Raw genomic sequence first — 20,003 nt, 5'->3', positions numbered from 1 at the left:
GCTTGCGCCACCCGCGCCGCCTCCTGGCGTTGCCGCGCTAGCTCGGCCTCGGCCTTGGCGCGTTCCGCTTCCCGCCGCCTGGCGCGTTCCTCGCGTTCGGCCGGCGATAGCTCGGCGTCTGGCCGCCCGACAAAGCAGGTTGCTTGCTCGCCGCTCTTCCAGTTGTGCGCGATGACGCCTTGGCCGTCGGCGAACACCTTGACCGAACCGTCGTCCCGCCCCTTCCTCCCGGCGCCGGTCACGTCGCAGCGCACCCATTCGCCGGGTCGGCAGGGGCTTTTCGGTTCGTCGAGTCCGACGGCCGCGCAGGCCTCGGCGATGGCGTCTTGAAGATCGCGGATCGTGCGCGGGGCCGCGGGGGTGGCGCGCGCAGTCGGCAAAGGGGGCAGCGCTACCATGCCGCGCCTCCTGCCCGGCGAGCCTGCCCGGCGTCCGTGCTAGAATCGAAAACCGCGCATTCGTTTTCGGCCGTCTCGGGTTGCCCGCCCGCGACGGCCTCGATTTTTTCACTCATGGCGCGCGCCCTCCTGCACCGGCGCCGCCCAGGTAGGCACGGGGGCCGTGCGCAGCCATTCTTCGACTTCTTCGGCCAGCCAGAAGAGCCGGGAACCGGCCATGCGGGGCGCGGGGAAAGTGCCATTGCGCGCGTGGCGATAAACCCACACACGCGAACGCCCGATGAGCTTGCAGACTTCGGATTGAGACAAAACACGTTGCATGGTGCCGCTCCATAAGGAATGAATGCGACACCAAAGATATTTCACCAAGAGCCGGGTTTTCTGGACATGTCCGCCGCCGCTTGGACATGTCCGGTTTCAAACGTGATCAATCCTAGGCGCGTAGCCAATTCCTCAGGTAGCGCGATAGCGTCTTGGGGGCGATGGTCTTCCCGCGGTGCTGCCCGATGGCCTCGAGCAAGGCCGATGCCTTGGACACTTCGGCCTCGGTAGGGCGCTCGATCAGAAACGCCGCGCCCGCCTCTTCGAGCAGTCCGGCGACGATGGCGCGCATCGTCTCGCGGACATCTTCCCGCGGGGGCGGTTCAATTTCCTGCACTCTGGGGGAATCGGCAGGCGGGGGGAATCCTTCGTTGAGGAATCGCTTGAGAAGAGCGCCAGAGACGCCAAGGAATGGGGGCTTGCGCGGCGGGGAATCGTCATCTTTTGGCGACAGCATCTTTTTCATTGGGGAATGGCCGTTGACACGGCTTATTACATCATCGTAAGCCAAGAACTCGGCCGCGACGGTGCCATCGCGCAACCATTGCAACAGTTCATGACGCCCGACGTCCGACCACGGGGGCCATACCCCTGCCCCGGTCTCGTAGTCGTTTTCAAGTTCAATGCCGCGATTCACCCAATGCCCGCGTGCTTGCAGTACGTCCACGGGGTCGCATAAGAACGGGGCACCTTTTAAGTCTATGCAAAAAACGGTCATCTCCCGATCATTCGGCGCCAGCAGCACATAAAACCCGCTCAGCACGCCCGCATAGATCGCCTCTTCCGACACGTCCAAGATGCGCGCCACCTCGGGCACCGGCAAAACGAAGTCGTCGGGGATGTTGCGCCACCGTTTCAAGTCATCGACCATCGTCGTTTGCTCCTGTAGTGACGAACCTTGCCCATTGCTCCATCAGCGGCCGCCGCTTCTCGACAAGGTCGCCGCGGGCATAGACGGCTTCGACCTCACCCTTGAAGTCATGCGCGAGCGCGTCTTCGAGCAGTGCGCGGGGGTAGTGGGTCTCGTTTTCGCCCCAGGTGCGAAAGGTGGCGCGAAAGCCGTGGGCCACGATGACGCGCCCACCCTGGCGCCGGTCGATCCAACCCACGCCGTCGGCTGCGTGTTTGGCCTCGTGCAGGTCGCGCAATAGTTTGGTGAGCGCCATGTCCGACAAGGGCTTGCCGCCGCGCGACGGGAACACCCAAGGGCAAGCGGTAAAGCGTGGCAGGGCGTGCAGCAGCTCGAGCGCGGCCGCCGACAGGGGCACGGCGTGGGGGCGCTTGGTCTTCATTCGTTGCCCGTAGTCGCTGGCACCGGGGATGCGCCAGACGCGCGCCTCGAAGTCAAACTCTTGCCATTGGGCAAAGCGCACGTTGAGGGGGCGAACGGCCGTGAGGATGAGCAGCGCGAGCGCCCGGGCGGCCATGCTCGTCTTGGCGTCGAGCACCCGCCAGAAGTCGGCGGCCTCGGCGTAGTCGAGCGCGGGCATGTTTTCGCCTTCGACCACCTTGGACGGGGCCGGTAGCAGCTTGTCGAGATGACCTTTCCACCGCGCCGGGTTTTCGCCGCTGCGCAGTCCGTGAGCCGCCGCCCAATCGAGCACGGCCGCGATGCGTTGCTGTAGGCGCGATGCCGTCTCGGTCTTCGTCGTCCATATCGGCTCGAGGATGGCGAGCACGTGGCGCGTCTCGACCTCGGCAGGGCGAAGATGCCCGATGACGGGGAAGGCGAACTGCGCAAGGGTGTTTTCCCATTGCTGCACGTGCTTGGCGTTCGTCCATTCGGCGCGCTTGGCCTCGATGAGCCGGCCGGCGCATTCGGCAAAGGTGAGCGCGACATGACGCTTCACGCGCAGCGTCTCGGCCGGGTCGCGTTTCTCAAGCTTGAGCACCCGCAAAAGCTCGTCGCGCTTCTGCCGTGCATCGGCCAGCGCCAGCACGTCAGCCGGCCCAAGGGTTAGCTCGTTGATCTTGCCATTGAACCGGTAGCGCAGCACCCAGGAACGCGATACGCCGCGCACCCGCAAGTAGAGATTGCGTCCGTCGGCGTGGTAGCCGTCCGGCAGCCTCGCCAGCGTCCGGGGGGTGAGCCGGTTGATTACCGTTGGCATAAATCCTGCCTTATCGCTTGCCTTATCATTTTACGATGCATCGCGAAACACGATGAGGCGGATTGTAGCCTAAGTTCTTTGATTTACAATACTATTTGAAACGACGAGAAATTGCACATTACATGGGAATGGCGGACCCCGGCTCCACCAATTATCTCGTTCCAAGGCACGACAAGTTCCTTGGTTTCACAGTAGAATTCGTCCAACATTATGGCATTCCGCTCGGCCGCACAGTAGCGAAAAGCGGGCAGGGCGATCGCGCATATCGTAGCGGGACATACCGAATTCTACGGCAGCTTTCTTTTCACTCGCACAATCCCAGCAAGAACAGGCGGAAGCCATCTTCCGCAGCACACGGAAACTAGTACTTAGGTCACGAGCATTCCCCCCATCCGCCGCGATACGTTTCGTTCCCCGCAAAGCCGCCTCATCTCCACTATCATGATTCCGTTATCCCTGAGGAGGTCCACGGCATGAAAATCGCTTTTCTCGGTCTCGGCCGGATGGGTTCCGGCATGGCACAGAACCTGCTGCGCGCCGGCCATGAGCTCGTCGTCTACAACCGCACACCGGAGCGGATGCAACCTCTGGTGGCACAAGGCGCCAAGCCGGCAGCCAGCCCCGCGGAGGCGGTTCAGGGTGTCGATGCCCTGGTGACGATGCTCGCCGACGACGCGGCGGTGGAGACCATGCTCTTCGGCGCGAACGGCGCCTTCGCCGCGCTTCCTGCCGGCGCGATCCATGTCTCGTCGAGCACCCTGAGCGAGGTCTTCGTCGTGCGGCTGGCCGAGGAACACGCCCGTGCCGGGCACGGTTTCGTTTCCGCTCCCGTGTTTGGCCGGCCCGAGGCGGCCGCGGCGGGCAAGCTGCGCGTGGTCGTGGCGGGCGCACCGCAGTTCGTCGAACGCTGTCGCCCGATCTTCGAGGCGATCGGCGAGGCGGTACATGTCGTCGGCACGCAACCGCAACTGGCCAACGTCGTCAAGCTCGCGGGCAACTTCATGATCATGGCGCTCCTCGAAGCGCTGGGCGAATCCTATGCCCTGATGCGCAAATCCGGCATCGAACCGCTGCAGTTCCTCGAAATCATCAATGGGCTCTTTCGCTCGCCGGTCTATGAAAATTACGGCCGTATCGTGGCCGAGGAACGCTTCTCCCCCGCCGGCTTCGCAGCCAAGCTGGGGCTGAAGGACGTGCGCTTCGTGCTCGCTTCGGCTGAACGCGCCGCGGCGCCCATGCCGCTCGCGAGCCTCGTGCGCGACCGCTTCCTCGCCCTGATGGCCCAAGGCGGCGAGGCGCTCGACTGGGCGGCGCTCACCCGCATCGCGGCGATGGAGGCGGGTCTTTCCGCTCCGTCGGACCGCTGACTGCACGGAAAGTGACTCCCACTTCGGGGGAATCGGCGTCGCGTTTACAATCGCCCCATCCGGCCGAATCCGGTCCAAGGTGAAAGGGCGAGCATCGATGCGAACGGGAACCTGTCGAGTCAAGGAATTTGGAGTTTGGCTACGTGAAGAGGCACCGCGGCCGGCGCTTGGGCTCGCCGTCGTCGCGGCGCTGATCTTTCTCGGCCTGCTGGGCAAACTGGCCTTCGGCGCGCCTCCCGCCATGGACGAGGCGGTGTTCCGCACCCTGCAAGGCTGGCGCTCGCCGGGGCGCGACGGCGTGATGGTGTTCTTCACCGAGTTCGGCGATCAGGGCATGATCCTGCCGGTGGCGGCGCTGGTACTCGCCTGGCTGGCGGCGCATCGCCTATGGCGCAGTGCGGCCTGTTGGCTGCTGGCAGTCGGCGGGGCCGAGTTCGCCACGGCAGCGCTCAAGTTCGTCCTGCACCGGCCGCGTCCCGGGGCTTTCTTCAGCGGCGTCGAGCAGTATTCCTTCCCCAGTGGCCACGCGCTCATGGGAGTGGTCGTCTATGGCCTGCTCGCCTGGTTCATCTGCCGCCATGCCGGCACCCGCTTACGGGCGGCAACGATCGCACTCACCGTGCTGCTGCTCGCACTCATCGATTTCTCCCGACTCTATCTCGGCGCGCATTGGTGCTCCGACGTGCTCGCCGGCTTCGCCTTCGGGCTCTTTTGGGTCACGTTCGTGGCGCTACTCCACGCCTTTTACGGCCGCGAGGTGATCCCTTCCGCCCGGCTCGCCCGTACCGCCGTGGCGATCTTCGTCGTCGTGGGCGCGGTGCACGTCGGCCTGCATCACAAGACCAACCTGGCGCGTTATGCGCCGGTGGTTGCGCAAGACCAAGGAGTTGCGCCATGATTCTTTATCTACACGGTTTCCGCTCCTCGCCCCAGTCGGTGAAGGCGCGCGCGCTCGCCGCGCACATGACGGCCAGAGGGCTTGCCGATGCGTTCCGCTGCCCCCAGCTGCCGATCGCCCCGGCCGAGGCGATGGCCATGTTGCGCGAGGAAGTGGCACGGCTCGCCGAGCAGGCGGGACGGCTGCCGACGGTGGTGGGGAGCTCCTTGGGCGGTTTCTACGCCACCCGACTCGCCGAGGAACTGGGCGTGCGGGCGGTGGCGGTCAATCCGGTCGTCCATCCGTCGCGGGGGCTGTCCGCCTACGTGGGCCGGCTCACCAACCTCTACACCGGTGAGCCCTTCGAGTGGACGCCCGAACACGTGGCGCAGCTGAGTGCGCTGGAGCGCGACCGCCTGGAACATCCCGAGCGGATCTGGCTGATGGTGGAGCTGGGCGACGAACTGCTCGATCACCGCCAGACCATCGCCTTCTATCAAGGCGCGAAGCAGACGGTGCTCGAAGGGGGCGATCACAGTTTCACCCGCTGGAACGACTATCTCGACGAGATCCTCGTCTGGGCCGGGTTGATGCCGGAAGGGAATACCGGAAAAACGGAGCGCTCGTGAGGTAATCGTCGCGAGCGGAGCAATAGCGAGGCGCACGAAATGCAGTGACTGGGCCTTTCTGCGTAGACGAACGCGAAGCGAGCACCGCGCAGCAGATTGATTCCCCGGCTCTGACGCCCGTCGGTGCTACCATTGACTTCGCCCATTCATCGGAAGGAGCGATCATGGAAGAAAAAAACCCGCCCAGTGTCAGCCTGCGCCAGATCGAAGGGTTCCAGTTCGAAGTGCGTTTTGGCAAAGATATGCCGGTGCTCCTCACCGACGAGCCGCCGCCGCTAGGCAAGGGCACGGGGCCCACACCCACCCAGCTGCTGCTCTCGGCCGTGGGCAACTGCATGGCCTCCAGCCTCTATTTCGCCCTGACGAAGTTCAAGAACGACCCGAAAGGAGTGCGTGCCGAGGCGAGTGCCGAGCTGGGACGCAACGAGGCGGGCCGTTTACGCGTGCGCCGCATCGACGTGCGCCTCGAAATCGGCGCCCCCGCCGCCACCCTGCAGCATCTGGACCGCATCCTGGGACAATTCGAGGAATTCTGCGTCGTCGGCCAGAGCGTGGCCGCCGGCATCCCGGTGATGCTCAGCGTCTTCGATGGCGAAGGGTTGCAGTTGAAATGAGCTCCGAAGCACCGATGCCGACCGATTCCTCCCACCAAGCGCTCGCACCCAAGATTCGCCTGGAAAAAGTCAGCAAGATCTTCGGGCGACATGCCGATCAGGCGCTCGATTTACTGGCCCAAGGGTTGGACAAGAAAACGGTACAGGAGCGCACCGGAGTCGTGGTGGGGGTCTACGACATCTCTCTGGAAATCGCCGAAGGAGAGATTTTCGTCATCATGGGGCTATCGGGCTGCGGCAAGTCCACGCTGTTGCGCCTCATCAATCGCCTGCATGAGCCGACCACCGGCAAAGTCTTCATCGGCGAAGAAGACATCACGGCCATGAGGGCCCGTGAGCTGCGTCGCCTGCGTCGCAACGCTTTTGGCATGGTATTCCAGAGCTTCGCCCTGCTGCCGCACCGCAATGTGCTCAGCAACGTCGAATTCGGTCTCGAATTGCACGGCGTGGCCCGCCAGGCACGGAGAGAACGGGCACAGCAGGCCATCGAGACGGTGGGATTGAGCGGCTACGAGCACAAATATCCCGACGAGCTCTCTGGCGGCATGCAACAGCGTGTCGGGCTCGCACGAGCACTGGCGGTCGATCCGCAAATCCTTTTGATGGACGAAGCTTTCAGCGCGCTCGATCCGCTCATTCGCGGACAACTACAAGACGACCTCATCGCGATCCAGGAGCGCATGGGCACGACGGTGGTGTTCGTATCGCACGACCTGGACGAGGCGATCAAGATCGGCACGCGCATCGCCATCCTGCGCGATGGGCGCTTGGTGCAGGTAGGCACCCCGCAAGAAATCCTCGCTGCACCCGCCGACGACTACGTGAGCGCCTTCGTGCGGGGCGCCGACCGAACCAAGGTGCTCACCGCCGCCGACGTCATGCTGCCGTTGCACACTTTCGCCCATTTGCGTGATTCGCCCCGGGCCTTGTTGCGCAAAATGCAGCATAGCGGTTTCAGCGGCCTGATCGTGCTCGACAATCAGCGCCATCCCTTGGGTTACGTCGAATTACGGCAAGTAATCGAGATGCGAGACCAAACACGCCTCGAACGCTCTGCCTTGCGCCCCCTTCCCTGTGCCACTCCCGAGGAGCCCTTGTCGGAGCTCATTCGGCGATCCAACGTCGAAGGCTCTCCGATGGTCGTGTGCGATACCAAGGGACGGGCCATCGGCGTCATCGACAAAACCACCTTGCTGGCAGCCTTGGCACAACAGGGAGAGACGGACGAATCCACTGCCGCGACGGGGGAGCAAACCGCCGAGCAGCCGGCCTGCGCGCCGCCAACGCCCCCCGCATCCGAACGGAACCCCTCGTCCGAGGAGTCGCAAGTACCTGTGGAACGCGAGGACAAATCATGAAGGAATTCGCCCCCATCCCGCTGGGTGAGTGGGTGAGCGATGGTATCGACCGGCTCACCCGCGAATACGCCACAGCCTTCGACTCGATCAGTTTCGTGATCTACGAGTTGATCGATGCCTTGAAAAGCGGCCTGCACGCCATTCCTGCGCCGTGGTTCATCGTTCTCCTTTCTCTGCTCGCCGTGCTCGCCGCGGGATGGCGACGCCCTGGCGGCTGGGGGTTGGGGCTTTTTACCCTGGTCGGTCTGGGCTTGGTATGGAACCTGCGCTTGTGGGACGATCTCATCACGACGCTTTCACTCGTACTCGCCAGCGAAGCCTTGGTGCTGCTCGTGGGCATCCCCTTGGGCATCGCCTCCGCCAAAAGCGCCATGGTGGAGCGCATTCTGCGCCCGGTGCTCGACGTGATGCAAACGATGCCCGCCTTCGTCTACCTCGTGCCCGCGGTGATCTTCTTCGGGCTCGGCCTGGTGCCTGGTGTGATCTCGACCACCATTTTCGCCCTCCCACCCCTCATTCGCCTAACCAGCTTGGGTATTCGGCAAGTGCCTCGTGAATTAGTCGAAGCCGCACTGGCTTTCGGGGCCACGTGGTGGCAGCTGCTCACCAAGGTTCAGGTTCCCGTCGCCCTTCCTGCCATCATGGCAGGTGTCAATCAATCCATCATGCTCGGCCTCTCCATGGTCGTGATCGCCGCCATGATCGGCGCCGGAGGGCTGGGCAACGTAGTGCTCGAGGGCATCACCCAGCTCGACGTCGGCAAAGGATTCGTCGGCGGGCTTGCCGTGGTCATCCTCGCCATCGTCCTAGATCGCATCACCCAGTCCATGGGGAAAATCTATCAGCAAAAGGGGAAACCGCGATGAAACGACGTCGCTTCCTGTTCCTGAGCTCCGCGGTCGCGCTTTCCTCGTTCGTGCCGCGCGCGTTCGCCCAAAGCGCCACCGTCCGGATCACCTACGTGAAGTCCTGGCCCGACAGCAACCTCAATACGAATATCGCCGCTCAAATCCTGCGTGAACATCTGGGGCAGTCGGTGAAGCTGATCAACACCGACGCTGGCCCCATGTGGGCAGCCGTTGCCACCGGTCGGGCCGATGCCACGCTGACGGCATGGCTTCCCAATACCCACCAGGTCTACTGGGAACGTTACAAGGATCAGGTGATCAACCTCGGCCCCATCACCGAGGGAACCTGGTTGGGCCTGGCCGTACCCGACTACGTCCCGATCGACTCGATCGAAGATCTCGATGCACATGCCGACCGTTTCGGCCGGCGCATCGTCGGCATCGAAGCCGGCGCCGGCATCATGATCAATACCCAACAAGCGATCGAAGCTTATGGCATAAAAAACCTGCGTTTGATCAACAGCTCCACTCCGACCATGCAGGCCGAACTCGCCCGAGCGGTGGCCCGAAAGCGGTGGATCGTGGTCACGGCCTGGACTCCCTTGGGAATTTGGGCGCGTTTCCCGCTCAAACAACTCGCCGACCCCAAGAACATCTATGGTGAGCAAGGGCATATCGATGCCGTGATCCATCCGAGCCTTCAGGAACGCTCACCTGAGACCGTGGAATTCCTGCGACGTTACAAGATGCCACTCGAAGAACTCCAGCGTATGATGCTCGCGCTCGATGAAGGCCAAGCGCTCAAAATGGTGACCCAGGAATGGCTGGATCGCAATCGCGCCACCGTAGAGCAGTGGGTTGTCGAAACGAAAGCCGCCGTGAGTTGAATGAGGGTTGAATGACGCTCATTCAATGGCTCGACTACGCGGGGGTGGCGGTGTTCGCCCTCTCGGGCGGCATCACCGCGGCGCGCAAGCGGCTCGATCCCGTCGGCTTCGCCCTCATCGGCACGGTGACCGGCATCGGCGGTGGGACGCTGCGCGACCTGCTGCTCGGCCGCCCCGTCTACTGGATCACGCAGTGGGAATACCTCATCATCACCGTGCTCGCAGCCTGGCTGGTATTCTTCTGGGGGCGTTTCGCGCCGCGTCCGGCACGCCCCGTGCGCTGGAGCCGGCTGCTCGACTGGGCCGACGCCGTGGGGCTGTCGGTCTTCGCCCTCATCGGCGCGCAAGCCGCGCTCTCGGCCGGAGCCAACGGATTCATCGCCGTGGTCATGGGCATGATGACGGCGAGTTTCGGCGGGTTGCTGCGCGACATCCTCTGCAACGAGATCCCCATGATCCTGCACCGGGAGATCTATGCCTCCGCCGCCGCGGCCGGGGCCGCGGTCTACGTTTTGGGGCTACGAGCCGGCTGGCCCCACGACCCCACGCTCGCCGCCGGCGCCGGCACGGCCCTCGCGCTGCGCGGACTGGGCATCACGCGGGGCTGGCATCTGCCGGCGTATGAGGCGGAAAGACGCAAGACCATCAAGACCATCGAGAAAAAGAACAACGTGACCCCGCTTTGATCTTCGGCCATGACCAAAGATCACCATATGACTTTCACAGGAAATGCGTCAAACGCTGAATCGCACGTGACCAAGGGTACCGACTCCAAGTGGCTTTGAGCAGCCAACATGCGATCGAAGGGATCCCGATGGCTCTGGGAAAACACCCCGGCAAGCAGCGCGTGCGCCGCATTCATCGGCAAAGGCTGAAATGCGTCGAGTTCCATCAGTTCGTGAAAACGTGCTACCACATCCTTCCCCAAAGGCAACTTCCCCAAGCGCCATTTGGTGGCGATCTCCCATGCACTGGCAGCACTGACCAAGACCGTATTGGCGTCATTCTGGATCAAGGTACGAGCTGTCTGCGACAAGCGTGGATCGTCGGTCCACCACCAAAGCAAGGCATGCGTATCCACCAATAACTTCATCGCCCTTCCCACGCTCGCAATTCTGCTTCCGGCAGTGGATCGAAAAAGGATTCCTCGACCCGCCCTGTCAGCCGCCCCGGACGCCGTGCGTGGCGTTGTGAGACGACCGGCAGCAACCGCGCGTACGGTTTCCCGTCACGCGCCAGAATGATTTCCTCGCCGGCATGGACCCGCTCCAACCATTGGGAAAGTGCCTTTTCCACTTCTTCGATCTCGACGATATGCGTCATGACGCGCTCCCCTTGTTGACTCCTCTTCAAATTTGACCGTCGATTCCAATCGTGGTGCCGTCCCTCACAACCCGTAATCCTCCCCGTCCCCCCGCAGCGCCCGTTCCACCACGTCGCGTTTGAGGTGCGGCGCGAAGGCTTCGATGAAAGCGAAGACGAATCCGCGCAGGTAGGCGTCGCGCAGGATACCGATGCGCGTCGTGTTCGATTCGATCAGATGCCCCAGGTCGCGGCAGACGAGGTCGGCGTCGGCCGCGGGGTCGAAGGCCATTTTCGCCAGGATCCCCACGCCCAGCCCCATGCGCACGTAGGTCTTGATGACGTCCGAGTCGAGGGCGGTGAGGATCACCTCCGGCCGCAGGGCGCGGCCGAGGAAGGCCTTGTTGATGTGGTTGCGGCCGGTGAAGGCGCCGTCGTAGGTGATGACGGGGTGCCGCGCGATCGCCTCCAGGGTGAGCGGCTCCAGCGTGGCGAGTTCGTGGCCTTTGGGCACGACCAGCGCGTGCGTCCACTGGTAGCAGGGTAGTTCGACCAGCTCGGGGAAATCGCCGATGCCTTCGGTGGCGATGGCGAGATCGGCCTCGCCGGCGATCACCATCTCGCATACCTGCCGGGGGCTGCCCTGGTGCAACGAAAAGCGTACCTTGGGGAAACGCTCGCGGAAGTTGCGGATCACCGTCGGGAGCACATAGCGCGCTTGGGTGTGGGTGGTGGCGATGGAGAGCACCCCCTCGTCGGCACGCGAAAATTCTTCCGCCACCGCGTGCAGGTGGTTCATGTCGCGCAGCATGCGCTCGCAGATCGCCACGATCTGGCGCCCCGGGTCAGTGAGCGCGGTGAAGCGCTTGCCGTGGCGCACGAAGATGTCCACGCCCAGCTCCTGCTCGAGGGCGCGGATCTGCTTGGAGACGCCGGGCTGCGAGGTGAAGAGCGCATCGGCCGCCTCCGATACGTTCAGGTTGTGCTGCACCACTTCGACGACGTAGCGGATCTGCTGCAGGTTCATCACCGTTTCCTAATAACCGACGGTTATCGAAGTCTAACGCAAATCGCCTGTCGTGCGCCAGAGGCGAGCGCTACACTGCCGCCATCGCATAGGGGAAACTTGCATGTACCGCTACGATTCCTGGGATCAGGCCCTGGTGCAGGCCCGCGTCGCGCAGTACCGCGACCAGCTGCACCGTTTCCTTGCCGGCGAGCTTGGCGAGGACGAATTTCGCCCGCTGCGCCTGCAAAACGGCCTCTACGTCCAGCGCCATGCGCCCATGCTGCGCGTGGCCATCCCTTACGGGTTGCTGGAGGCGCGGCAGCTGCGGATGCTGGCCGACATCGCCCGCCGCTACGACCGCGGCTACGGTCACTTCACCACCCGGCAGAACATCCAGTTCAACTGGATCCGGCTGGAGGATACGGCCGACATCCTCGAGCGTCTGGCCGAAGTGGGTCTGCACGCCATCCAGACTTCCGGCAACTGCATCCGCAATCTCACCACCGATCCGTTTGCCGGCGCGGCCCCGGATGAGCGCGTCGATCCGCGCCCCTGGTGCGAGCTGATCCGCCAATGGTCCAGTTTTCATCCCGAGTTCGCCTTCCTGCCGCGCAAGTTCAAGATCGCCGTGCATGGAGCCGAGGAAGATCGCGTGCTCGTCCGGGCCCACGACATCGGCCTCGAACTCTTGCCGGGCGAAGATCCCCTCCTGCCGCGGGTGCGCGTCTTCGTGGGCGGCGGGCTGGGACGCACGCCGATCCTGGGCAAGCTCCTCTACGACGACGTGCCGGCCGAAGCGCTCTTCACCGTGCTGGAAGCGATCCTGCACGTCTACAACCGCCATGGACGGCGCGACAACCTCTACAAGGCGCGCGTCAAGATCCTGGTACAGGCGATCGGCGTCGATGCCTTTCGCGCCGAAGTCGATGCCTACCGCGCCGAACTCGCGGCACGGGGCGAAGCCCTGCTGCTCACGCGCGAGGAGATCGAACGCGTGGCGGCGCACTTCGACGATCTGCGCCGCGTACGGGCGCGGCAAACCGAGCCACCCACCGTCGCCGCGCTCAGCGCGGACGAATGGCCGGCCTTCACGCGCTGGCGACAGCGCAACGTGCACCTGCAGCGCCAGCCCGGCTACGCCCTCGTCGTGCTCACCACCAAGCGCGCCGCGAGTGCCCCGGGCGACGTTTCCGCCGAGGAGATGGAGGCGATCGCCGACTGGGCCGAGCGCTACGGCGACGGCGAGATCCGCGTCACGCACGAGCAGAACCTGGCGCTCGCCTGGGTACGCGAAGAGACGCTGCCGGGACTGTGGCGCGAAGCCCGCGCGCTCGGTTTCGGGCATCCGAGCTTTCGCCTCGCGCACGATCTCATCTCCTGCCCCGGTGGCGACTACTGCGCCCTCGCCAACGCCCGCTCGATTCCGGTGGCACAGGCGCTGCTCGCCGAATTCGCCGAAGCGGAACTGGAAGACATCGGGCCGCTGTCGATCAACGTCTCGGGCTGCATGAACGCCTGCGGCCACCACCACGTGGGGCACATCGGCGTGCTCGGGGTCGATAAGAACGGCGAGGAATGGTTCCAGGTGACGATCGGCGGGCGGCAGGGGAACGACACGCGGCTCGGCAAGGTGATCGGGCCGGCCTTCCGCGCCGAAGACATGCCGCGCGTGGCGCGCACCCTGGTCGAGACCTACCGCACCCTGCGCGCCCCGGGCGAGACCTTCCTCGACACGCTCGACCGCCTGGGCCCGGCGCCCTTCAAGGAGGCCGTCTACGCCGGCACCCCCGCCGCCCGCCACCCCGCGCTCCGGGAGACCGCCGATGTGGAAGCTTGAGCTCGACGGCAGCGTCTCTTCCTACCGCGCCGTGCTGGTGCAGACTTGGGAATCCGCACTCGGCGAACCCAATGCCGTGCTGGCCTTGCCCGTCTGGCGCGAGGCACTCGCCGCGGGCCGCGCGCCGCTGCCGCCGCGGGTGTGGCTCGCGCCGGAGGAAGACCCGCTCCTCACAGCGGAAGAATGCGCCCGGCTCGAGGAGATCGTGCTGCCCTTTGCCAAATTCACCGACGGACGCGCCTTCAGCCAGGCCACGCGCCTGCGCCGGCGCGGCTGGCATGGCCGGCTCACCGCCTTCGGCGCCTTCCTGCTCGACCAGCTCGACTATCTGCGCCGTTGCGGTTTCGACGGATTCGTCCCCGACCCGGCCCGCTACGACCGTGCGGCCCTGGAGCGCGACGGCGCCCGCTTGCTGACCGTCTTCCCCGAACCCTATCAGGCGAGCGCCGCCGTGCCCGAGCCGCTCTTCCGCCGCCGGGCGCGTGGGCTTGCCGAGGAACGAACCCCATGAGCGATCCCACCCGCCCCCCGCTCGACGCGGCCGCGCTCGACGCACTCGAGCAAAAAACCGGGGCCGCCGTCGCCCTCCTCGAGCGCATCGCCCGCGAGCACGCCCCGGCGGCGCTCGCGAGCAGCCTGGGCGCCGAGGACATGGTACTCACCGACCTCATCGCCCGCCACGCCCCTTCCATCGGCCTCTTCGTGCTCGACACCGGTCGGCTGCACGAGGAAACCTATGCCCTGATCGCCCGGGTGGAGGCGCACTACGGCCTGCGTCTGCAGCTCTTCGCCCCGCAGGCCGAGGACGTGGAAGCCTTCGTCGCCCGATATGGCATCAACGGTTTCTATGATTCGCTCGAAGCGCGCCTTGCCTGCTGCGACGCGCGCAAGGTGCGTCCGCTCGCCCGGGCGCTCGCCGGCAAGCGCGCCTGGATCACAGGAATGCGCCGCGAGCAATCCCCCACCCGCAGCGACCTGCCGCAGGAGCAATGGGACGAAGCGCACGGGCTGGCGAAGTTCAACCCGCTCGCCGACTGGAGCGCGCGCGACGTCTGGGCCTACCTGCGCCACCACGGCGTGCCCTTCCACCCCCTGCACGAGCGTTTCTACCCCAGCATCGGCTGCGCCCCCTGCACCCGCGCCGTGGCCGTGGGCGAAGACCCGCGCGCCGGACGCTGGTGGTGGGAACGGCCCGAACACAAGGAATGCGGCCTGCACCGCCGCCCCGTCCTCACCGGAGAGACCCGATGATCGCCCCCCGCACCCATCTCGACCGGCTCGAAGCCGAGGCCATCCACATCCTGCGCGAAGTGGCGGGGCAGTGCCAGAATCCCGCCCTGCTCTTCTCCGGCGGCAAGGATTCGGTCTGCCTGCTGCGACTCGCCGAAAAAGCCTTCCGCCCCGGCCGTTTTCCCTTTCCCCTGCTGCACATCGACACCGGCCACAACTACCCCGAGGTGATCGCCTTCCGCGACCGGCGCGCCGCCGAACTCGGCGAGCGGCTCATCGTGCGCTCGGTGGAAGATTCCATCGCCCGTGGCACGGTCCGCCTCGCCCGTCCGGACGAGTCGCGCAACCGGCATCAGTCGGTGACCCTGCGCGAGGCGATCGAGGAGTTCGGCTTCGACTGCCTCATCGGCGGCGCGCGCCGCGACGAAGAAAAAGCCCGCGCCAAGGAGCGCGTCTTCAGCGTGCGCGACGAGTTCGGCCAATGGGATCCGAAGAACCAGCGTCCGGAGCTGTGGCGGCTCTATAACGCCAAGGTCCCCGCTGGCGGGCACGTGCGCGCCTTCCCCATCAGCGACTGGACGGAACTGGACGTATGGCAGTACATCGCCCGCGAGGGCTTGGAACTGCCCTCGATCTACTTCGCCCATCCCCGCCCCTGCGTGCGCCGCGGCGGCCTGCTCGCCCCGGTCACCGAGCTCACCCCGGCGCGCGAGGGCGAGACGGTGGAGACTCCGTGGGTGCGTTTTCGCACCGTGGGGGACATCACCTGCACCGCGCCGGTGGAATCGCGCGCCCGCACGATCGAGGAGATCCTGCGCGAGACCGCCGCGACCACTATTTCCGAGCGAGGCGCCACCCGGCTCGACGATCAGACGCACGAAGCGTCGATGGAACAACGCAAACGCGAGGGCTACTTCTGATGGATACCGTACTGCGCTTTCTCACCTGCGGCAGCGTCGATGACGGCAAAAGCACGCTCATCGGGCGTCTGCTCTACGACAGCCGGGCGCTGCTGGTCGACACCCTGGAAGGCATCGAGCGCACCAGCCGGCGCCGCGGAGCCACCGCCCCCGATCTCTCGCTCGTCACCGACGGGCTGATCGCCGAGCGCGAACAGGGCATCACCATCGACGTCGCCTACCGCTACTTCCGCAGCGGCGCGCGCACCTTCATCATCGCCGACGCGCCGGGCCACGAGCAATACACCCGCAACATGGTCACCGCCGCCTCCACCGCCCAGCTCGCCGTGCTGCTGGTCGACGTGCGCCAGGGGCTCACGGCCCAGACCCGGCGCCACGCCCTGCTCGCCGACCTCGTCGGCATCCCGGCGCTGGCGATCGCGGTGAACAAAATGGATCTGGTCGACTACGATCCGGCCGCCTTCGAGGCGGTGGTCTACGCCTTCGAGGACTTCGCCGAGGCAAGCGGCCTGCGCGCGCGCCGCCACTACATCCCCATGTCGGCCCTTTTGGGCGACATGGTGGTCGAGCGCGGCGAGCATCTGCCCTGGTACCTGGGCCCGACGCTGCTGGAAGTGCTCGAGCGCACCCCCGTCGAGGACGGCGCGCGCGACGAGCCCTTCCGCTTTCCCGTGCAATGGGTCTGCCGGCCGCGCGAATCCACCGACCCCCTGCTGCACGACTACCGCGGCCTGGCAGGGCAGGTCGCGGCCGGCACGCTCGCCGTGGGCGAGGAGATCGCCGTGCTGCCCTCCGGGCGCCGCAGCACCGTGACCTCCATCGAAGTGGGGGGCGTGCCGCGCGAGCACGCCGTCGCCGGTGATTCGGTCATGATCCGGCTCGCCGACGATCTCGACGTCGGCCGGGGCGATCTCCTCGTGCGCGCCGACGAATCCGCCCCGACGCTCGCCCGCAGCATAGAAGCCGACCTCGTCTGGCTCGACCCGGCTCCCCTCGCGCCGCGGCGCACCTACCTGCTGCGCCACACCACGCGCGAAGTACAGGCGCGGATCGAAGCGATCGAATGGAACCTGGACGTGGCCACGCTCGAGCGCGTACCGGCGCACGAACTCGCGATGAACGACATCGCCCGGGTGCGCGTCAAACTCGCCCAACCGATCGCCGCCGATCGCTACGAAGCGCTGCGCGATACCGGCAGCTTCCTCCTCCTCGACCCCGCCACCTGGGACACGGTGGCCGCGGGGATGATCCGCGGGGCGCGGTGAGGTGCTAGCGCCGAGGTTCGGCGCCGCTCCCGGATTCCTCCGGCGGCGGCTGGAACGTTCCCCAGTCGACGCCGGAGGCGCCGGGACGGGGCAGCGTCGCGCGCACCCGTTCCCGCTCGCGGTGCAGCCAGGCCCGGGCGAGCATGAGCGCCGAAACCGGAGCCGCCAGAAAGAGAAAGAGCGTGATGAGCAGCTCGTGGATCGACCACTCGCCGCGCACTCCACCGAAATAGACGATCGAAGCGAGCAGCACTCCGCCCACGCCCAGCGTCGTCGCCTTCGTCGGCGTATGCAGCCGCTGCATCGTCTGCGGCAGCCGCACCAGCCCCCACGATCCCACGAAGCCGAAAAACGCACCCACGAGCAGCAAGGCCGCGATCAGCATATCCGCCATCTCGTCCCTCCTATTCGATGATGAGCCCGCGCAGCACGTAACGGCAAAACGCCACCGTCGACACGAACCCGATCATGGCGAAAAAAAGCGCCGCCTCGAACAGCACCGAACTCCCCTGCAGGATGCCCCAGGTGACGATGAGCGCGATCACGTTCACCGTCAAGGTATCCATCGCCAGCACCCGGTCGACCAAGTCCGGACCGCGCCAAAGCCGCCAGGCGCACAGAAGCACGCCCGCCCCGAACGCCACGAGCGCCACCCAAGCCGCCGCTTCGATCATGCCTCACCCTCCCCGAAAATCCGCATCAAGCGCTCTTCATAGCGCGTCTTGATCTCGGCCACCGTCGCCGCCGCGTCTTCCGTATGCAGGCAATGCACCAGCAGGGCCGAGCCGTCGGCAGCCAGGTCACAGCTCACCGTGCCCGGCGTCATCGTGATCGTGCCTGCGAGCAGCGCGATCGCTTCGGGCAGACGCAAGCGCAGCGGCACGACGAGCCAGGTCGAGCGCAGCGTCTCCGGCCGGCGCAACAGCACCCAACCGGCCACCTGCACGTTGGCCTTGGTGATGTCCCACAACACGATCGCCGCGTAGGCCAGCGCGGCGCGCCACGAGCGCACCGGCGGCGGATCCGGCCAGAAAGGGCGCAGAAACAAGGGAATCGCCACGCCCAGGATCGCGCCCATCAGCCACTGCGCGGCGGAAAAATCGTTTTGTAGCGCCACCCACGTCAGGGTCAGCACCAAGCTCAAAGCCGGATGCGGTAGCCAGCGCCTCAGGCTCGCACGAACCCTCATCGGAACACCCCCATCCCCGTCACCGCCTGCACGTAAGCGCCCGGCTCGAGCAGCGCCTGAGCCGCCTGCGTGAAATAGGCGAGCGCCGGCTCGGCGACGAGCGACCAAGCGAACGTTCCCGCCAGCAGCAAGGCAAGCGCCGCCACGCCACCCGCCTCCGGCCCGCGCATCGCCTGCCCTCCATCCCCTTGCGTCTTCCAGAACACCCGCGAACCCGCCCGCGACAGCCCCAGCAGCAGGAGGAAAGACGTCACGAGCACGAACACCCAGCTCGCCGCCCCGGCGCCCCCCTCCACCGGAATGCTGCGCAGCAGCGCGAGCTTGCCGATGAAGCCCGACAGCGGCGGCAGACCCACCGCCGCGATCGCCGCGAGGAAGAACCCTCCGCCGAGCAGTGCCCGTCCAGCGAAATCTTGGCCGCCGAGAACGGCATCGCCTTCCTTGCGCCGTGCCGAACGCACCAGATCGGCGAGCACGAAGAGCGCCGCGCCCGTCAAGGTGGAATGCACCAGATAGTAGAGCCCGGCACCCAGGCGCACCGCCTCCGCCCCCGCAAGCCCCACGAAAAGCACCCCGATCGAGGCGACGGCGGCAAAACCGGCGAGCACCCCCAGCGTGGGCGCGGCCAGCACGCCCAAGGCGCCCACCAGCAAAGTAAGCCACGCCAGCGGTTCCAGCGCCGCGAGCGACGACCACCCCAAGCCGACGAGCGCGAAGCGCAGCAGGGCATAGGCCCCGACCTTGGAGAGCAAGGCAAAGAGCGCCGCCGCCACCCCCGGCGCGTGCCCGTAGGCCCCCGGCAGCCAGAACTGCAGCGGCACCACCGCCGCCTTCAAAAGAAAGACGACGCACAGAAGCATTCCCCCAGCCATGAGGATGCCCCGATCGGAAGCCGCCACCGTCGGCACGCGCAGTGCCAAATCGGCGAAATTGAGGGTGCCGGCCGCGTTGTAGACGAGCGAGACGGCGAAGAGGAAGAGCGTCGAACCGATGAGGTTCACCACCATGTACTGCATGGCGTTGGTCAGCCGCGCCGCGCCGCCCCCGTGCACCATCAGTCCGTAGGAGGCGATCAGCATCACTTCGAAGAAAACGAAGAGGTTGAAGAAATCGCCCGTGAGAAAGGCGCCGTAAATTCCCATGAGCTGGAACTGAAACAGCGGATGGAAGTGCTGCCCGCGCCGGTCCCAGGCGCAGACCGCATGGAGCAGCAATGCCGCCCCCAGGGCGGCGGTGAGCAGCACCATCGCCGCCGAGAGACGATCGACCACCAGCGCGATGCCGTAAGGCACCGGCCAGTCGCCGAGCCGGTAGACGAGCACCTCTCCCCCCTGAACCGCCGCCAGCAGCAGGCACGCCACGGCAAGCTGCGCCGCCGCCGAAGCGAGGGCGAGCACGCGCGCCAGCACCAGCTCCCGACGGGCGAGCGCCACCATCACCGCAGCGCTCACCGCCGGGATCAGGACCGGCAGGATCGGCAGGTGCGCCCTCACCGCTCCACCTCCGGTCGCTGCGTCACCGCCGGCACGTCACTGCGCTCCCTCCCTGCCTCGAAACGCGCCCGGATGGCCAGCACCACCAGAAGCGCCGTCATCCCGAAAGAGATGACGATGGCCGTGAGCACCAGCGCCTGCGGCAGCGGATCGGCGAAGCGCGTCACGCCCTCCCCCCAGATCGGCGGAGCGCCGACGGTCAAGCGTCCGGCAACGAAGACGAATAGGTTGGTGGCATAGGAGAGCAGCGACAGCCCCAGCACCACCGGAAAGACCTGCCTCAGGCAGCAGAGGTACACCCCGGCGGCGGTCAACGCCCCGATGAGCACGGCGAACAAAATTTCCATC

At 65.9% G+C, this 20,003-nt stretch carries 24 protein-coding genes and 1 pseudogene; 13 read left to right on the top strand and 12 right to left on the bottom strand.

The genetic code is table 11. The features are described from left to right. The 4 genes and pseudogenes from H607_RS0100230 to H607_RS0100215 form a co-directional block, all read right to left on the bottom strand. Positions 1–398 (bottom strand): annotated as a pseudogene (locus H607_RS0100230) (hypothetical protein); the annotation flags it as partial. 108 nt (positions 399–506) lie between these two features. Further along, positions 507–719 carry a helix-turn-helix transcriptional regulator gene (locus H607_RS11020; protein WP_037989085.1) on the bottom strand — a complete coding sequence of 71 codons (213 nt, stop codon included), beginning with the start codon at positions 717–719 and terminating at the stop codon, positions 507–509. Positions 720–831: 112 nt separating this feature from the next. Then, the gene (locus H607_RS0100220) at positions 832–1,590 is read right to left on the bottom strand and encodes a hypothetical protein (protein ID WP_028873759.1); all 759 of its coding nucleotides are present in this window, start codon (positions 1,588–1,590) and stop codon (positions 832–834) included. Next, a complete protein-coding gene (locus H607_RS0100215; protein WP_037989083.1) occupies positions 1,580–2,830 on the bottom strand; it encodes a tyrosine-type recombinase/integrase in 1,251 nt (416 codons plus the stop codon). The genes H607_RS0100220 and H607_RS0100215 overlap by 11 nt, the downstream gene beginning before the upstream one ends. Positions 2,831–3,282: 452 nt before the next feature. Between H607_RS0100215 and H607_RS0100210 the strand changes: the two genes are divergently transcribed. The 8 genes from H607_RS0100210 (at position 3,283) to H607_RS11005 (ending at position 10,096) form a co-directional block, all read left to right on the top strand. Further along, on the top strand, positions 3,283–4,197 hold the full coding sequence (locus H607_RS0100210; RefSeq protein WP_281168716.1) for an NAD(P)-dependent oxidoreductase: 915 nt from the start codon (positions 3,283–3,285) through the stop codon (positions 4,195–4,197). A 97-nt stretch (positions 4,198–4,294) separates the two neighbouring features. Further along, positions 4,295–5,095: a phosphatase PAP2 family protein gene (locus H607_RS11015; RefSeq protein WP_051240492.1), complete on the top strand. Its 801-nt coding sequence runs from the start codon at positions 4,295–4,297 to the stop codon at positions 5,093–5,095. Then, entirely contained in the window at positions 5,092–5,703 is a 612-nt protein-coding gene (locus tag H607_RS0100200) for a YqiA/YcfP family alpha/beta fold hydrolase (RefSeq protein ID WP_028873756.1), read from the top strand. The genes H607_RS11015 and H607_RS0100200 overlap by 4 nt, the downstream gene beginning before the upstream one ends. Before the next feature lie 164 nt (positions 5,704–5,867). Further along, positions 5,868–6,317, top strand: a complete 450-nt coding sequence (locus H607_RS0100195; protein ID WP_028873755.1) for an OsmC family protein — start codon at positions 5,868–5,870, stop codon at positions 6,315–6,317. A 14-nt stretch (positions 6,318–6,331) separates the two neighbouring features. Then, positions 6,332–7,675 carry a quaternary amine ABC transporter ATP-binding protein gene (locus tag H607_RS11010; protein ID WP_083961838.1) on the top strand — a complete coding sequence of 448 codons (1,344 nt, stop codon included), beginning with the start codon at positions 6,332–6,334 and terminating at the stop codon, positions 7,673–7,675. Then, a complete protein-coding gene (locus H607_RS0100185; protein ID WP_028873754.1) occupies positions 7,672–8,541 on the top strand; it encodes an ABC transporter permease in 870 nt (289 codons plus the stop codon). The genes H607_RS11010 and H607_RS0100185 overlap by 4 nt, the downstream gene beginning before the upstream one ends. Next, positions 8,538–9,410 (top strand): glycine betaine ABC transporter substrate-binding protein, encoded by an 873-nt coding sequence (locus H607_RS0100180; RefSeq protein WP_028873753.1) that lies wholly within the window; start codon positions 8,538–8,540, stop codon positions 9,408–9,410. Before H607_RS0100185 ends, H607_RS0100180 begins: the two co-directional genes overlap by 4 nt. Positions 9,411–9,421: 11 nt before the next feature. Continuing rightward, a complete protein-coding gene (locus H607_RS11005; RefSeq protein WP_083961836.1) occupies positions 9,422–10,096 on the top strand; it encodes a trimeric intracellular cation channel family protein in 675 nt (224 codons plus the stop codon). Between the two features lie 20 nt (positions 10,097–10,116). Here the strand turns inward: H607_RS11005 and H607_RS0100170 are convergent, their stop codons facing one another. The 3 genes from H607_RS0100170 to H607_RS0100160 form a co-directional block, all read right to left on the bottom strand. Next, positions 10,117–10,503 (bottom strand): type II toxin-antitoxin system VapC family toxin, encoded by a 387-nt coding sequence (locus H607_RS0100170; protein WP_028873752.1) that lies wholly within the window; start codon positions 10,501–10,503, stop codon positions 10,117–10,119. Continuing rightward, positions 10,500–10,733 carry a type II toxin-antitoxin system Phd/YefM family antitoxin gene (locus tag H607_RS0100165; protein WP_028873751.1) on the bottom strand — a complete coding sequence of 78 codons (234 nt, stop codon included), beginning with the start codon at positions 10,731–10,733 and terminating at the stop codon, positions 10,500–10,502. The genes H607_RS0100170 and H607_RS0100165 overlap by 4 nt, the downstream gene beginning before the upstream one ends. Before the next feature lie 64 nt (positions 10,734–10,797). Next, a complete protein-coding gene (locus H607_RS0100160) occupies positions 10,798–11,739 on the bottom strand; it encodes a CysB family HTH-type transcriptional regulator (RefSeq protein WP_028873750.1) in 942 nt (313 codons plus the stop codon). 103 nt (positions 11,740–11,842) lie between these two features. Here H607_RS0100160 and H607_RS11000 point away from each other — a divergent pair, with 103 nt between their 5' ends. Genes H607_RS11000 through H607_RS0100135 form a run of 5 tightly spaced genes read left to right on the top strand, consistent with a single transcriptional unit; the run spans position 11,843 to position 16,973 of the window. Continuing rightward, entirely contained in the window at positions 11,843–13,558 is a 1,716-nt protein-coding gene (locus H607_RS11000) for a nitrite/sulfite reductase (protein ID WP_051240490.1), read from the top strand. Next, entirely contained in the window at positions 13,545–14,069 is a 525-nt protein-coding gene (locus H607_RS10995) for a DUF934 domain-containing protein (RefSeq protein ID WP_037989082.1), read from the top strand. The genes H607_RS11000 and H607_RS10995 overlap by 14 nt, the downstream gene beginning before the upstream one ends. After that, positions 14,066–14,809 (top strand): phosphoadenylyl-sulfate reductase, encoded by a 744-nt coding sequence (locus H607_RS0100145; protein WP_028873749.1) that lies wholly within the window; start codon positions 14,066–14,068, stop codon positions 14,807–14,809. Before H607_RS10995 ends, H607_RS0100145 begins: the two co-directional genes overlap by 4 nt. Beyond that, complete coding sequence (gene cysD, locus H607_RS0100140; RefSeq protein WP_028873748.1) at positions 14,806–15,708, top strand: sulfate adenylyltransferase subunit CysD; 903 nt, start codon at positions 14,806–14,808, stop codon at positions 15,706–15,708. The genes H607_RS0100145 and cysD overlap by 4 nt, the downstream gene beginning before the upstream one ends. Beyond that, a complete protein-coding gene (locus H607_RS0100135) occupies positions 15,708–16,973 on the top strand; it encodes a sulfate adenylyltransferase subunit 1 (protein WP_037989079.1) in 1,266 nt (421 codons plus the stop codon). Before cysD ends, H607_RS0100135 begins: the two co-directional genes overlap by 1 nt. Before the next feature lie 4 nt (positions 16,974–16,977). Here H607_RS0100135 and H607_RS0100130 read toward each other — a convergent pair whose 3' ends face one another. The 5 genes from H607_RS0100130 to H607_RS0100110 are packed head-to-tail and all read right to left on the bottom strand — an operon-like array spanning position 16,978 to position 20,002. Continuing rightward, on the bottom strand, positions 16,978–17,367 hold the full coding sequence (locus H607_RS0100130; RefSeq protein WP_028873746.1) for a Na+/H+ antiporter subunit G: 390 nt from the start codon (positions 17,365–17,367) through the stop codon (positions 16,978–16,980). 10 nt (positions 17,368–17,377) lie between these two features. Next, positions 17,378–17,647: a K+/H+ antiporter subunit F gene (locus H607_RS0100125; protein ID WP_028873745.1), complete on the bottom strand. Its 270-nt coding sequence runs from the start codon at positions 17,645–17,647 to the stop codon at positions 17,378–17,380. Continuing rightward, positions 17,644–18,162 (bottom strand): Na+/H+ antiporter subunit E, encoded by a 519-nt coding sequence (locus H607_RS0100120; protein ID WP_028873744.1) that lies wholly within the window; start codon positions 18,160–18,162, stop codon positions 17,644–17,646. Before H607_RS0100120 ends, H607_RS0100125 begins: the two co-directional genes overlap by 4 nt. Beyond that, the gene (locus tag H607_RS0100115; protein ID WP_028873743.1) at positions 18,159–19,655 is read right to left on the bottom strand and encodes a monovalent cation/H+ antiporter subunit D; all 1,497 of its coding nucleotides are present in this window, start codon (positions 19,653–19,655) and stop codon (positions 18,159–18,161) included. The genes H607_RS0100120 and H607_RS0100115 overlap by 4 nt, the downstream gene beginning before the upstream one ends. Continuing rightward, entirely contained in the window at positions 19,652–20,002 is a 351-nt protein-coding gene (locus H607_RS0100110; protein WP_028873742.1) for a Na+/H+ antiporter subunit C, read from the bottom strand. Before H607_RS0100110 ends, H607_RS0100115 begins: the two co-directional genes overlap by 4 nt. Position 20,003: the final 1 nt, after the last annotated feature.

The sequence above is a fragment of the Tepidiphilus margaritifer DSM 15129 genome, assembly GCF_000425565.1.
GTDB classification, from domain to species: domain Bacteria; phylum Pseudomonadota; class Gammaproteobacteria; order Burkholderiales; family Rhodocyclaceae; genus Tepidiphilus; species Tepidiphilus margaritifer.
This window is presented reverse-complemented; position numbering and strand designations above follow the sequence as displayed.